This is a genomic window from Variovorax sp. GW821-FHT09D05 (assembly GCF_059416325.1).
This window is the reverse complement of the sequence record NZ_JBWKOZ010000001.1, coordinates 180,289-193,351: the sequence shown is the minus strand read 5'-3', so window position 1 is coordinate 193,351 and position 13,063 is coordinate 180,289. Positions and strand designations below refer to the sequence as shown.

Genomic DNA, 13,063 nt, shown 5'->3' with positions numbered 1-13,063 from the left:
GCACGCAACCTCATCACCAAGTGAACGGGCTGGCCGCACGCATCAACGACGCACTGCCTCAAACGCAGTGCACACGGTGCGGCTACCCGGATTGCGCAGGCTACGCACAGGCCGTGGCCAACGGCGAGGCCAGCATCAACCAGTGCCCGCCGGGCGGCGCTGAAGGCATCGAGCGACTCGCACTGCTCACCGGCCGCGCAACGCTCCCCCTCGATCCCCAGTTCGGCACCGAAGGCCCGCGTGCCATGGCCGTCATCGACGAGGCCTGGTGCATAGGCTGCACGCTGTGCCTCGACGCCTGCCCCACCGACGCCATCGTCGGCATCAACAAGCGCATGCACACCGTGATCGAAGCCCACTGCACGGGCTGCGAACTGTGCATTCCGGTCTGCCCCGTCGATTGCATCTCGCTCGAAGTCGAGACGCCGGGCCTCAGCGGCTGGCAAGCCTGGTCGGCCGAGCAGGCCGAAAGTGCCCGGCGCCGCTACGAAGTGCATGGCAGGCACCGCAACACCGACGCCCGGCTGGCCGAAACGGCGCCCGAGCCCGAAGCCCCGCAAGACGCCGGCGCCCGCAAGCGCGCCATCGTCGAAGCCGCACTGGCGCGTGCCCGCGCCGCCTCGCAACAACGCCCACCAGCCACCAAACCATGACGCTCGATACCCTGCTCATCTACATCGTCGCTTCGCTCGCGCTGGCCCTGATTCCGGGGCCAACGATGCTGCTGGCGCTGTCCAACGGCATCGAGGGCGGCATGCGCCGCGCGAGCTGGGGCATTGCGGGTGCGTCGCTCGGCAGCATCACCCTGATCGCCGTCGTCGCGCTCGGACTGGGATCGTTGCTGGCGGCCTCGGAGTGGCTCTTCAATGCGATCCGCGTCGCAGGCGTGGCCTACCTCGTATGGCTGGGCATCAAGCTCTGGCGCAGCGAAACCACCGACCTGCGCACCGCGCTGGCCAAGTCGCCGCTCGAAGTCCGTCCGCAGGGCCGTGTCGCGCTGCTGCGCAGCCTGATGGTGGCGCTGTCGAACCCGAAGACGGTGCTGTTCTTCGCGGCATTCCTGCCGCAGTTCGTCGACATCGCGAAGCCGCAAGGCCCGCAGTACCTGCTGCTGGGTGCAGTGTTCGTCGTGCTCGATACCTGCGTGATGCTGGCCTATGCATCGGCCGGCACGCAGGCCGTGCGCTTCCTCTCGCAGCGGGGCCTCAGGGCAATGAACCGCGGTTGCGCGGCCGGCATGTGGCTGCTCGCGGCTACGCTTGCGGTGTGGCGCCGCCCCGGCGCTTGAAGAGCAACAGCAGCACACCCGCCAGTACCACGGCCACGGCGTACCACTCGAAGCGCGTGACCGCCTCGTTGGCGATCCACACGCCCAGCAGCATCGCGATCACCGGGTTCACGAAGGTGTAGCTCGCCGCCAGCGCGGCCGGCGCCCTGGCCAGCAGCACCATGTAGGCGTTGAAGGCAATCAGCGAGCCGAACACCACCAGATAGATCCACGCAGCGACCGCTTCGGCCTGCGGCGGCCAGTTCATCGTTTCGCCAGACACCGCGGCGAGCCCCATCAGCACCACGCCGCCGCAGAGCATTTCGCTCGCGAAGCCCATCGCACCGGACGCCAGCGGCAGGCTGCGCTGGCTCAGCACGCTGCCGAGCGACCAGCAGACGCAGGCAATGCAGATGGCAACCAGTCCTTCGGGCGAAGAGCGGAAGCCGCTGCCCTGCGTGAGCATCAGCACGCCGACGAGGCCGAGCGCGATGCCCGCAGCTTCGAGCCGCGACGGCTTCACACCCCAAATCAAATTGAGCAGCGCAATCAGAAGCGGGATCACCGCGATGAACGCCACCACCAGCCCTGAACCGATCGACACCTCGGCATTCGCCGTGCCGCCCATGCCACCGCCCAGCATCAGCGCGCCGACGATGAAGGCGTTGCGCCACTGCACCAGCGACGGCCACGGCGCGCCGCGCCAGCGCATCCACGCTGCCAGCAGCACACCCGCGACCAGGAAGCGCGAGCCCATCTGCAAGAACGGCGGAAAGCTGATCAGCGCGTACTTGATCGCGAGATAGGTCGAGCCCCACACCACCCAGGTGGCGGCAAGGCAGAGCCACAGCAGCGGCGGCAATCCGGGGCGGCCCGCGGCTGGCGTGGCATGAGCGGGAGAAGCGAGGGTAGGCATGTCGAAGGTGTCTCTTCCTGGTTCTTGGTATTGGGTGCCGGTCATGGTATGAAAGCCGTCCCTCGACAGCCATGCAGATTTCATGGTTCTGCCCTCGCCAAACCGTTGATTTGAAGGAGTTTCATGGACTTTCCCTTGAACCCCGCGCTGGACGCCCATGACACCCGCATCCTCGCCGAACTGCAGGCCGATGCGCGGCTGACCATGGCCGAACTGGGCCGCCGCGTGCACCTGAGCCAGCCGGCAGTAACCGAGCGCGTGAAGAAACTGGAGGCCGCGGGCGTCATCAGCGGCTACCGCGCCACCGTCAACCTTGGCAAGCTGGGCTACGGCATCCGCGCCATCATCCGCGTCGGGCGCGCGGACTACGACCTCGTCGTGAAACTGGTGCAGGACACGCCCGAATGCGTCAATGCCTACAACGTGACCGGAGAGGACAGCTGGATCCTCGAGATCGCGGTGATCGACGTGAGCCACCTCGACGCGGTGGTCACCAAGTTCTGCATCCTCACGGAGACGGCGACCTCGATCATCCTGAATCCAGCGCGCGAGCACCAGGCGATGCTGCCGCCTCAGCGCTCGGACGTGAAGCCGCCGATCAAGAAAGTGCTCAACGCGTAGCTGCGAGCGCGCTGAACGCCGCTACCACCTCGGGCGGCGCCTGCACCATCTCGATGAGCACGCCCTCGCCCGCGATCGGAAACTCGTCGTTCGCCTTCGGGTGCAGGAAGCAGATGTCGAAGCCGGCGGCACCCTTGCGGATGCCACCCGGCGCAAAGCGCACGCCCTGCGCCGTCAGCCACTCGACGGCCTTTGGCAAGTCGTCGATCCACAGCCCGACGTGGTTCAGCGGCGTCGTGTGAACGGCGGGTTTCTTCTCCGGATCGAGCGGCTGCATCAGGTCGACTTCGACCTTGAACGGCCCCACGCCCATCGCGCAGATGTCTTCATCCACGTTCTCGCGCTCGCTCTTGAACGTGCCCGTGACTTCGAGCCCCAGCATGTCGACCCACAGCTTCTGCAGCCGCAGCTTGTCGGGTCCGCCGATGGCGATCTGCTGGATGCCCAGCACCTTGAAGGGGCGTGCGACAGTGGTCATGCGGCACAGCCTTCCGGCTGCTCCTGAACCTGCCGCGCATTCAGGCCCAGCTTGCGCAGCAGCACCGTGTCGGCTTCGACGTCGGGATTGCCGGTAACGAGCAGCTTGTCGCCGTAGAAGATCGAATTTGCGCCCGCCATGAAGCACAGCGCCTGCACCGCGTCGCCCATCTGCTGTCGGCCGGCCGACAGGCGCACGCGCGCGGTCGGCATGGTGATGCGCGCGACCGCGATCATGCGCACGAAGTCGAAGGGGTCGACCGGGTCCGAGTCGGCCAGCGGCGTGCCGGGCACGCGCACCAGGCTGTTGATCGGCACCGACTCCGGGTACGGATTCAGGTTGGCCAGTTGCGCGATCAGTCCCGCACGGTGCACCGGTGCTTCGCCCATGCCGACGATGCCGCCGCAGCACACGCTGATGCCCGCGCTGCGCACATGGGCCAGCGTGTCGAGCCGGTCCTGGTAGGTGCGTGTGTCGACCACGTCGGTGTAGTACTCGGGCGCGGTGTCGAGGTTGTGGTTGTAGTAATCGAGGCCGGCAGCCTTGAGCTGGTGCGCGTGGTGCGGCTCCAGCATGCCGAGCGTGGCGCAGGTCTGCATGCCGAGCCCCTTCACGGCCTCTACCAGCACGGCCACCTTCTCCACGTCACGGTCCTTCGGGGCGCGCCATGCGGCGCCCATGCAGAAGCGCGTGGCACCGGCATCCTTGGCGGCCTGCGCGGCGCGCAGCACCTCGTCGACCTCCATGAGCTTCTGCGCCTTCACGCCGGTATCGAACTCGGCCGACTGCGGGCAGTAGCCGCAGTTCTCTGGGCAGCCGCCGGTCTTGACCGACAGCAGCGTGGCCAGCTCGATGTCGCCTTCGGGGAAATGCTGGCGGTGCACGGTCTGCGCCTCGAACAGCAGGTCCATCAGCGGCTTGTCGAGCAACGCCTGGATCGCCTCGACGGACCACGGGCCCTGCGGCGTCGCGGCCCTGGTGGGCCGATGCAGCGTGATCGCCTGTTGAAAGTCGTTGGCACCCATCAGTTGAACTCCAGAATGATTTGATCGACGGCGAGCGATTCGCCCTTGCCCGCCGAAATCTTGCCGACCACGCCGTCCTGCGTGGCGAACAGCACGTTTTCCATCTTCATGGCCTCGATCACGGCCAGCTTCTCGCCAGCGCGCACCTGCTGGCCCGGCTGTACCGACACCTCGACCAGCAGCCCTGGCATCGGCGACATCAGGAACTTGCTCAGGTCCGGAGGTGCCTTGTAGGGCATCAGCTCGAGCAGGCGCGCGCCCAGCGGCGACAGCACCATCGCCTCGATCTGCGTACCGTCGTGCGACACGCGCAACGCCAGCGGGCTCTTGCCCGCGCCACGCTCCACCTGCGCGGTGAAGGGCTTGTCGTTGACCGCGCCCTGCACGCGGATCGCTCCCAACGCCAGGCTGCTGTCGATCTTGTAGGTCTTTCCGCCCACGGCCACTGCGCTCGCGCCGGTCTTGCCATGGAAGTCGGTGACCGACACCGGATGGTGCACGTGCTTGCCTTCCGGCCCCAGCTCGACCACCACGAACTGCTCGCCCACCTTCACGCCGTGGCCTTCGAGCTGCCCGCTGATGCCCGAGGCACGCGCGCGGTAGCGGCGATGCACGTAGGCCGCGAGCGCGATCAGGAACGACGGATCGGCGTGCGGCACGTCTTCCGCGTGGAAGCCCTTGCCGTAGTGCTCGGCGATGAAGCCGGTGTTGAAATCGCCCGCCACGAACTTCGGATGCGCCAGCAGCGCCGCCTGGAACGGAATGTTGCTGCTGATGCCGCGGATCACGAAGCCGTTGAGCGCCTCGCGCATGCGTGCGATCGCATGCTGGCGGTCCTTGCCGTGCACGATGAGCTTGGCGATCATCGAGTCGTAATACATCGGGATCTCGCCGCCGTCGTACACACCCGTGTCCACGCGCACGCCTTGCAGGTGCTCGGTGTCGCTCGCGAACATGGTCTCGCCCGGCGGCTGGAACTTCACCAGCCGGCCGGTCGACGGCAAGAAATTGCGGAACGGGTCTTCGGCATTGATGCGGCACTCGATCGCCCAGCCGTTGCGCTTCACCTCGGCTTGCGTCAGCGGCAGCTTCTCGCCGGCCGCCACGCGGATCATCAGCTCGACGAGGTCGAGGCCGGTGATGCACTCGGTCACCGGGTGCTCCACCTGCAGGCGCGTGTTCATCTCCAGGAAGTAGAAGCTCTGGTCCTTGCCGACCACGAACTCCACCGTGCCCGCGCTCTGGTACTTCACGGCCTTGGCCAACTGCACGGCCTGCTCGCCCATGGCCTTGCGCGTTTCATCGCTGATGAAGGGGGAAGGAGCCTCCTCGATCACCTTCTGGTGGCGCCGCTGGATCGAGCACTCGCGCTCGTTCAGGTAGATCACGTTGCCGTGCGAGTCGCCCAGCACCTGGATTTCGATGTGGCGCGGCTCCTCGACGAACTTCTCGATGAACACGCGGTCGTCGCCGAAGCTGTTGCGCGCCTCGTTGCGGCACGAGGTGAAGCCCTCGAAGGCTTCCTTGTCGTTGAAGGCCACGCGAAGGCCCTTGCCACCGCCGCCGGCCGAGGCCTTGATCATCACGGGGTAGCCGATGTCCTTGGCAATCTCGACCGCGCGCTCAGCCGTCTCGATGGCGTCGTTCCAGCCCGGAATGGTGTTGACCTGGGCTTCGTTAGCCAGCTTCTTCGAGGCGATCTTGTCGCCCATCGCCGCAATCGAATAGTGCTTCGGACCAATGAAGGCAATGCCCTCTTCCTCGACCTTGCGCGCGAAGGCTTCGTTCTCCGACAGGAAGCCGTAGCCCGGGTGCACCGCCTCGGCGCCGGTCTTCTTGCAGGCGGCAATGATGCGGTCGGCCTGCAGGTAGCTCTCGCGGCTGGGCGCAGCTCCGATGTGCACGGCCTCATCGGCCAGCTCGACGTGGCGGGCTTCCTTGTCGGCGTCGGAATAGACAGCGACCGTGAGGATGCCCATCTTCTTCGCCGTCTGGATGACGCGGCAGGCGATTTCGCCACGGTTCGCAATCAGGATCTTCTTGAACATGTTCTTCTTCTCCGTGCCGCTCACAGTGGAATGTTCCCGTGCTTGCGCCACGGGTTCTCGAGCTTCTTCTCGCGCAGCATCACCAGCGAACGGCAAATGCGCTTGCGCGTCTCGTGCGGCAGGATCACGTCGTCGATGTAGCCGCGTGCGCTCGCCACGTACGGGTTGGCGAAACGGGCCTTGTATTCAGCCTCGCGGGCGGCGAGTTTTTCGGGGTCGTTCTTGTCCTCGCGGAAGATGATTTCCACCGCGCCCTTGGCGCCCATCACCGCGATCTCGGCACGCGGCCAGGCAAGGTTGACGTCGCCACGCAGATGCTTGGAGGCCATCACGTCGTAGGCGCCGCCGTAGGCCTTGCGCGTGATGACGGTGATCTTGGGCACCGTGCACTCCGCGTATGCGTAGAGCAGCTTGGCGCCGTGCTTGATGATGCCGCCGTACTCTTGCCCTGTGCCGGGCATGAAGCCGGGCACGTCGACGAAGGTGACGACCGGAATGTTGAACGCATCGCAGAAGCGCACGAAGCGCGCGGCCTTGATGCTGCTCTTGATGTCGAGGCAGCCCGCGAGCACCAACGGCTGGTTCGCAACGATGCCAATGGTCTGGCCTTCCATGCGGGCGAAGCCGATCACGATGTTCTTCGCGTAGTCGGGCTGAAGCTCGAAGAAGTCGCCGTCGTCCACTACCTTCAGGATCAGTTCCTTGATGTCATAGGGCTTGTTCGGGTTGTCGGGCACCAGCGTATCGAGCGAGTAGTCGGGCCGGTCGGCCGGGTCGCCCAGGCCGTTGTTGCCCAGGCGCACCGGCGGCTTCTCGCGGTTGTTGAGCGGCAGGTAGTTGTACAGGCGGCGCAGCATCAGCAGCGCCTCGACGTCGTTCTCGAACGCCATGTCGGCCACGCCGCTGCGCGTGGTGTGGGTGATGGCGCCGCCCAGCTCTTCGGCCGTGACGCTTTCGTGCGTCACGGTCTTCACCACCTCGGGGCCGGTGACGAACATGTAGCTGCTGTCCTTCACCATGAAGATGAAGTCGGTCATGGCGGGCGAATACACGGCGCCGCCCGCGCAGGGGCCCATGATCATGCTGATCTGCGGCACCACGCCCGAGGCCATCACGTTGCGCTGGAACACGTCGGCATAGCCGCCGAGCGAGGCCACGCCTTCCTGGATGCGAGCGCCGCCCGAGTCGTTCAGCCCGATGACGGGCGCGCCGACCTTCATGGCCTGGTCCATCACCTTGCAGATTTTTTCTGCATGCGCCTCGCTGAGCGCGCCGCCGAAGACAGTGAAGTCCTGGCTGAACACGAACACCAGGCGGCCGTTGATCATGCCGTAGCCGGTGACCACGCCGTCGCCGGGAATCTTCTGCTCGGCCATGCCGAAGTCCACCGAGCGGTGCTCGACGAACATGTCCCACTCTTCAAAGGTGTTGTCGTCGAGCAGCAGCTCGATGCGCTCGCGCGCCGTGAGCTTGCCCTTGGCATGTTGCGCGTCGATGCGCTTCTGCCCGCCGCCGAGACGCGCCTGGGCGCGACGCTTTTCGAGTTGTTCGATCAGTTCTTGCATGGTGTGCTTCCGAAGCTGTGGTCCTGAATTTCGTGTCTCATGGTCTGGCCGTGATGGCGGCTGCGGCGAGCAGGTTGCGCGCCGCAGTCGATGCCGGCAACGTGCCCTGCGCCACCTGCTGCGTAAGCTGGGGCAGCAGCTCGCGCACCTGCGGGTGATGCCTGAAGGCGTGCTTGAGGCCTGCGTCGATGCGCTCCCACATCCACGCGGTGGCCTGCTTCTCGCGACGCTTGGCGAGCTTGCCGTTGGCCGTCTGCAGTTGCCTGAATTGCGTGACGGCGTCCCAGAAGGCGTCGATGCCGGTGCCCGCCAGCGCGCTGAGCTGCAGCACCTTGGGCAGCCAGAAGCGCACTTCAGCGCCGCTGTGCGCGTCGTGCACGGCATGCGCGTGATCGGGGTTGCCCTGGTGGCCGAAGAGGCGCAGCGCCGAGGTGATCTGAGCCTGCGCGCGCGTGGCGGCGTCCTTGTCGAGGTCGGCCTTGTTGATGACAACGAGGTCGGCCAGCTCCATCACGCCCTTCTTGATCGCCTGCAGGTCGTCGCCGGCATTGGGCAGTTGCATCAGCACGAACATGTCGGTCATGCCGGCCACGGCGGTTTCGCTCTGGCCCACGCCGACGGTCTCAACGATCACGATGTCATAGCCGGCGGCCTCGCACACGAGCATCGCCTCGCGCGTCTTCTCGGCCACGCCGCCGAGCGTGCCGCTCGATGGACTCGGGCGGATGTAGGCACGCTCGTGCACCGAGAGCCGCTCCATGCGCGTCTTGTCGCCGAGGATGGAGCCGCCCGACACGGTGGACGACGGGTCGATGGTGAGCACCGCGACGCGATGGCCCTTGCCGATCAGCAGCAGGCCCAGCGTTTCGATGAAGGTCGACTTGCCCACGCCCGGCACGCCCGAGATGCCGAGGCGGAACGAGTTGCCCGTGCGCGGCAGCAATGCCGTGAGCAGTTCATCGGCCTGCGTGCGGTGGTCGGCGCGCGTCGATTCGAGCAGCGTGATGGCTTTTGCGATGGCGCGCCGTTGCGCCATGCCATCGGTTTCGGCAACGGCGCGTTCGAGCGCCTGTGCCGTATTCAGCACGCAGCCTCCGAGGCCACGCGCCAGCGGTAGTGCAGGTCGACGCCCTCCCCGCCCTCGAGCACGAAGCCGTGCCGCAGGTAGAAGCGGTTGGCGTCGCTCTTCACGAGCGCGGTGAGCTTGATGTCCAGCCGCTGGTCGCGCGCCTGCGACTTGGCCCATTCCAGCACCCATTCACCGATGCCCAGGCCCTGGAAGCCGGTGCGCAGGTAGAGATGGTCGAGGCGCAGCGCGTCGCTGTCCTCCGGCTTGAGCGTGACAAAGCCGATGCGCTGGTCGCCGTCGAGCACGATGTGGTGCATGTACGGCACGAGAAAGCCCGCGCTCAGGCGCTCGCGCGAACGCGCTGCATCGAAACGGCCCACGCGCTCCAGGCTCGGGCGCATCGCGTCGATGCGCAGGGCCAGCATGGCTTCGAAATCGCTGGAATCCACCGGCTGCAGCGACAGCCGCGACAAGAGATCGCCCACGTCGCGCCTCAGGCCGTGACCGCCGCGCGAATCTGCTCCAGCACGTCCTTGGCGCTGGCCGGAATGGGCGTGCCCGGTCCGTAGATACCCTTGACGCCGGCCTCGTAGAGAAAGTCGTAGTCCTGCCGCGGAATCACACCGCCGACGAACACGATGATGTCGTCCGCGCCCTGCTTCTTGAGCTCATTGATGATGGCCGGCACAAGAGTTTTGTGGCCGGCTGCGAGCGTGCTCACGCCCACTGCATGCACGTCGTTCTCGATGGCCTGGCGCGCGCATTCTTCGGGGGTCTGGAAGAGCGGCCCCATGTCCACGTCGAAACCCAGGTCGGCAAATGCCGTGGCCACCACCTTCGCGCCGCGGTCGTGGCCGTCCTGCCCGAGCTTGGAGATCATCACGCGCGGACGGCGGCCCTGCTCCTCCGCGAAGGCGTTGATTTCGGTCTTGAGGGCTTCCCAGCCTTCGGCGGAGTCATAGGCAGCTGCGTACACACCGGTCACCTTTTGCGTGTCGGCCCGATGGCGGCCGAATGATTTTTCGAGCGCGTCCGAAATCTCGCCCACCGTGGCGCGCAGGCGCACGGCGTCGATGCTCAGCGCCAGCAGGTTGCCGGTGTTGTTCTCGGCGGCGTCGGTCAGCGCGTCGAGTGCGGCCTGCACCTTGGCGGTGTCGCGCGAGGCGCGGATCTTCTGCAGCCGCGCCACCTGCTGGTCGCGCACCTTCACGTTGTCGATCGAGAGGCTGTCGATCGCGTCTTCGTTCTTCAGCTTGTACTTGTTGACGCCGACGATCACGTCCTTGCCGGAGTCGATGCGCGCCTGCTTCTCGGCGGCAGCCGCCTCGATCTTGAGCTTGGCCCAGCCGCTGTCGACCGCCTTGGTCATGCCGCCCATCGCCTCGACCTCTTCGATGATGGCCCAGGCCGCGTCGGCCATGTCCTGCGTGAGCTTCTCCATCATGTAGCTGCCGGCCCAGGGATCGATCACGTTGGTGATGTGCGTCTCTTCCTGGATGATGAGCTGCGTGTTGCGCGCGATGCGGGCGCTGAACTCTGTGGGCAGCGCAATGGCTTCGTCGAGTGCGTTGGTGTGCAGGCTCTGCGTGCCGCCGAACACCGCGGCCATCGCTTCGATGGTGGTGCGCACCACGTTGTTGTACGGGTCCTGCTCGGTGAGCGACCAGCCCGAGGTCTGGCAGTGCGTGCGCAGCATCAGGCTCTTGGGGTTCTTGGGGTTGAACTCCTTCATGATGCGGCACCACAGCAGGCGCGCCGCACGCATCTTGGCCACTTCGAGATAGAAGTTCATGCCGATGGCCCAGAAGAAGCTCAGGCGCCCGGCAAAGCCGTCGACGTCGAGGCCCTTGGCCAGCGCGGTCTTCACGTATTCCTTGCCGTCGGCCAGCGTGAAGGCGAGTTCGAGCGCCTGGTTGGCGCCGGCTTCCTGCATGTGATAGCCGCTGATCGAGATCGAGTTGAACTTGGGCATGTTCTGCGCCGTGTACTCGATGATGTCGCCGATGATCCGCATGCTCGGCGCTGGCGGAAAGATGTACGTGTTGCGGACCATGAACTCCTTGAGGATGTCGTTCTGGATGGTTCCGCTCAGTTGGTCTTGCGCCACGCCCTGCTCTTCGGCCGCGACCACGTAGCCCGCGAGCACCGGCAGCACGGCGCCGTTCATCGTCATCGACACGGAGACCTTGTCGAGCGGGATCTGGTCGAACAGGATCTTCATGTCCTCGACCGAGTCGATTGCCACGCCTGCCTTGCCGACGTCGCCGGTCACGCGCGGGTGGTCGCTGTCGTAGCCGCGATGCGTGGCGAGGTCGAAGGCCACGCTCACGCCCTGCCCGCCGGCGGCCAGCGCCTTGCGATAGAAGGCGTTCGACTCCTCGGCGGTGGAGAAGCCGGCGTACTGGCGGATGGTCCAGGGGCGCACTGCGTACATGGTGGCCTGCGGACCGCGCAGGTAGGGCTCGAAGCCGGGCAGCGTGTCGGTGTACTTCAGGCCCTGCAGGTCGGCGGCGGTGTACAGCGGCTTCACGGCGATGCCGTCGGGCGTGATCCAGTTCAGCGCGTTCACGTCGCCGCCGGGTGCGGACTTGGCAGCAGCCTTGGCCCAGGCTTCGAGGTCGGCGGGCTTGAAAGAGGGTTCGGGTGTGCTGCTCATGAAGGGCCGTTCGCAGTGTCTTGCAGGGTATTCGCAAATTCGCCTGCACGGATTTGCAAGCCGGCCGCGAGTCTAACCGATCCATAATTATTAATTCAAACACCATTTTTGAAGTACAGTCCGGCCCATGTCCGCCGTCACCCTCACCCCCCGCGCCCTCTATGAAGAGGTGGCCGAGCTGCTGCGCCAGCGGATCTTTCGCCGCGAGCTGGAGCCCGGCAGCTGGATCGACGAACTCAAGCTGGCCGAGGAATACGGCATCAGCCGCACGCCGCTGCGCGAGGCGCTGAAGGTGCTGGCGGCCGAAGGCCTGGTGACGATGAAGGTGCGGCGCGGCGCGTACGTGACCGAGGTGTCGGAGCAGGACCTGACCGACGTGTACCACCTGCTCTCGCTGCTGGAGAGCGACGCCGCCGGCGTGGTGGCCGAGCGCGCCACCGACGCGCAGCGCGCCGAGTTGAAGGCACTGCACGCCGAGCTGGAAGCAGCAGCCTCGCCCGAGAACCGGGAGCACTTCTTCGCCCTGAACGAGCGCTTTCACATGCGATTGCTGGCCATCGCCAACAACAAGTGGCGCGACCAGATGGTGGCCGACCTGCGCAAGGTGATGAAGCTCAACCGGCACAACTCGCTGCTGAAAGCCGGCCGGATCGCCGAGTCGCTGGCGGAGCACCGCTCGGTGATGGCGGCCATCGAGGCGCGGGACGCGGAGGCCGCCATGGCCCGCATGCGCGAGCACTTCCAGAACGGGCTCGAAGCCGCGAACTAGCGCCTTTCAGCGCGGCGCGGCGCCGGCGAGAAACATGTCGACGGCGCGCTGAACCAGCGCGTGAATCTGCTCTACCGGCACGGGCTCGGGGTCGACCTGGAAGAGCCGCGCCTGGGTCTCCGCCGTGATCAACGTGGTGAACTGCAGCGCGGTCACGTGTGGGTCCCGGCGCCGTAGTTCGCCACGCTTCATCGCCGCATCCATGAACCCCGCGAGGGTTCGGATGTATTCGGCAGGCCCCGACTCCTGGAATTGCTGCCCCACGTCGGAGCGCCCGGCTTCGGCAAGAACCATCCGGTAGACCGCCAGCGCGTCCGCGTCGTTGGTCAACACGAACAGCATCCGCTCGCCGAACCGCATCAATTGCGCCTCGAGCGTGGCGGTCTCGTTCGCCTCCTGCAACTCGGCCGCGGCCTCAGCCAGATGCGAAACGGCCACGGTTTGCACGACCGCCCTGAAGAGCTCCTCTTTCGAGGCGAAGTATCCGTACAGGGTGGCCTTCGACCCACCCAGGCGCTTTGCGAGCTCGTTCATCGACGTGCGCTCGTAACCCAGCTCCTTGAACAGCGCCACCGCCGCTTCAAGGATGACGTTGCGCCGCGCTTCTGTCCTGACCTTCATCGCATTTCCCTCAAAAGAATACCCAACT

Annotated in this window: 13 protein-coding genes; 4 read left to right on the top strand and 9 right to left on the bottom strand. The window is 66.0% G+C overall.

What is annotated here, in order from left to right:
- Nucleotides 1-20 precede the first annotated feature (20 nt).
- Nucleotides 21-653: an RnfABCDGE type electron transport complex subunit B gene (locus tag AC07O3_RS00840; RefSeq protein WP_495338351.1), complete on the top strand. Its 633-nt coding sequence runs from the start codon at nt 21-23 to the stop codon at nt 651-653.
- Nucleotides 650-1,288 carry a LysE family translocator gene (locus AC07O3_RS00835; protein ID WP_093052353.1) on the top strand — a complete coding sequence of 213 codons (639 nt, stop codon included), beginning with the start codon at nt 650-652 and terminating at the stop codon, nt 1,286-1,288. Before AC07O3_RS00840 ends, AC07O3_RS00835 begins: the two co-directional genes overlap by 4 nt.
- On the opposite strand, the gene yedA is transcribed toward AC07O3_RS00835, so the two are convergent.
- Nucleotides 1,254-2,183 carry a drug/metabolite exporter YedA gene (gene yedA / locus AC07O3_RS00830; RefSeq protein ID WP_426392594.1) on the bottom strand — a complete coding sequence of 310 codons (930 nt, stop codon included), beginning with the start codon at nt 2,181-2,183 and terminating at the stop codon, nt 1,254-1,256. The genes AC07O3_RS00835 and yedA overlap by 35 nt on opposite strands.
- Before the next feature lie 123 nt (nt 2,184-2,306).
- Here yedA and AC07O3_RS00825 point away from each other — a divergent pair, with 123 nt between their 5' ends.
- Nucleotides 2,307-2,804, top strand: coding sequence for an Lrp/AsnC family transcriptional regulator (locus AC07O3_RS00825; RefSeq protein WP_495338350.1), 498 nt, complete (start codon nt 2,307-2,309; stop codon nt 2,802-2,804).
- On the opposite strand, the gene AC07O3_RS00820 is transcribed toward AC07O3_RS00825, so the two are convergent.
- The 7 genes from AC07O3_RS00820 to scpA are packed head-to-tail and all read right to left on the bottom strand — an operon-like array spanning nt 2,794 to nt 11,645.
- Nucleotides 2,794-3,282 (bottom strand): VOC family protein, encoded by a 489-nt coding sequence (locus AC07O3_RS00820; protein ID WP_093052362.1) that lies wholly within the window; start codon nt 3,280-3,282, stop codon nt 2,794-2,796. The two genes, AC07O3_RS00825 and AC07O3_RS00820, sit on opposite strands and share 11 nt — an antisense overlap.
- Entirely contained in the window at nt 3,279-4,307 is a 1,029-nt protein-coding gene (gene bioB, locus AC07O3_RS00815; RefSeq protein ID WP_495338349.1) for a biotin synthase BioB, read from the bottom strand. Before bioB ends, AC07O3_RS00820 begins: the two co-directional genes overlap by 4 nt.
- Complete coding sequence (gene accC, locus AC07O3_RS00810) at nt 4,307-6,355, bottom strand: acetyl-CoA carboxylase biotin carboxylase subunit (RefSeq protein ID WP_495338348.1); 2,049 nt, start codon at nt 6,353-6,355, stop codon at nt 4,307-4,309. Before accC ends, bioB begins: the two co-directional genes overlap by 1 nt.
- Before the next feature lie 20 nt (nt 6,356-6,375).
- Nucleotides 6,376-7,920 (bottom strand): acyl-CoA carboxylase subunit beta, encoded by a 1,545-nt coding sequence (locus AC07O3_RS00805; RefSeq protein ID WP_093052368.1) that lies wholly within the window; start codon nt 7,918-7,920, stop codon nt 6,376-6,378.
- Between the two features lie 37 nt (nt 7,921-7,957).
- Nucleotides 7,958-9,007 carry a methylmalonyl Co-A mutase-associated GTPase MeaB gene (meaB, locus tag AC07O3_RS00800; protein ID WP_495338347.1) on the bottom strand — a complete coding sequence of 350 codons (1,050 nt, stop codon included), beginning with the start codon at nt 9,005-9,007 and terminating at the stop codon, nt 7,958-7,960.
- Nucleotides 9,001-9,474, bottom strand: coding sequence for a GNAT family N-acetyltransferase (locus AC07O3_RS00795; RefSeq protein WP_495338346.1), 474 nt, complete (start codon nt 9,472-9,474; stop codon nt 9,001-9,003). The genes meaB and AC07O3_RS00795 overlap by 7 nt, the downstream gene beginning before the upstream one ends.
- Nucleotides 9,475-9,482: 8 nt before the next feature.
- Nucleotides 9,483-11,645, bottom strand: coding sequence for a methylmalonyl-CoA mutase (gene scpA, locus AC07O3_RS00790; RefSeq protein WP_495338345.1), 2,163 nt, complete (start codon nt 11,643-11,645; stop codon nt 9,483-9,485).
- Nucleotides 11,646-11,772: 127 nt separating this feature from the next.
- On the opposite strand from scpA, the gene AC07O3_RS00785 reads away from it, so the two are divergent.
- Nucleotides 11,773-12,414, top strand: coding sequence for a GntR family transcriptional regulator (locus AC07O3_RS00785; RefSeq protein ID WP_093052379.1), 642 nt, complete (start codon nt 11,773-11,775; stop codon nt 12,412-12,414).
- A gap of 6 nt (nt 12,415-12,420) precedes the next feature.
- On the opposite strand, the gene AC07O3_RS00780 is transcribed toward AC07O3_RS00785, so the two are convergent.
- Nucleotides 12,421-13,035, bottom strand: a complete 615-nt coding sequence (locus tag AC07O3_RS00780; protein WP_495338344.1) for a TetR/AcrR family transcriptional regulator — start codon at nt 13,033-13,035, stop codon at nt 12,421-12,423.
- Between the last annotated feature and the right edge of the window lie 28 nt (nt 13,036-13,063).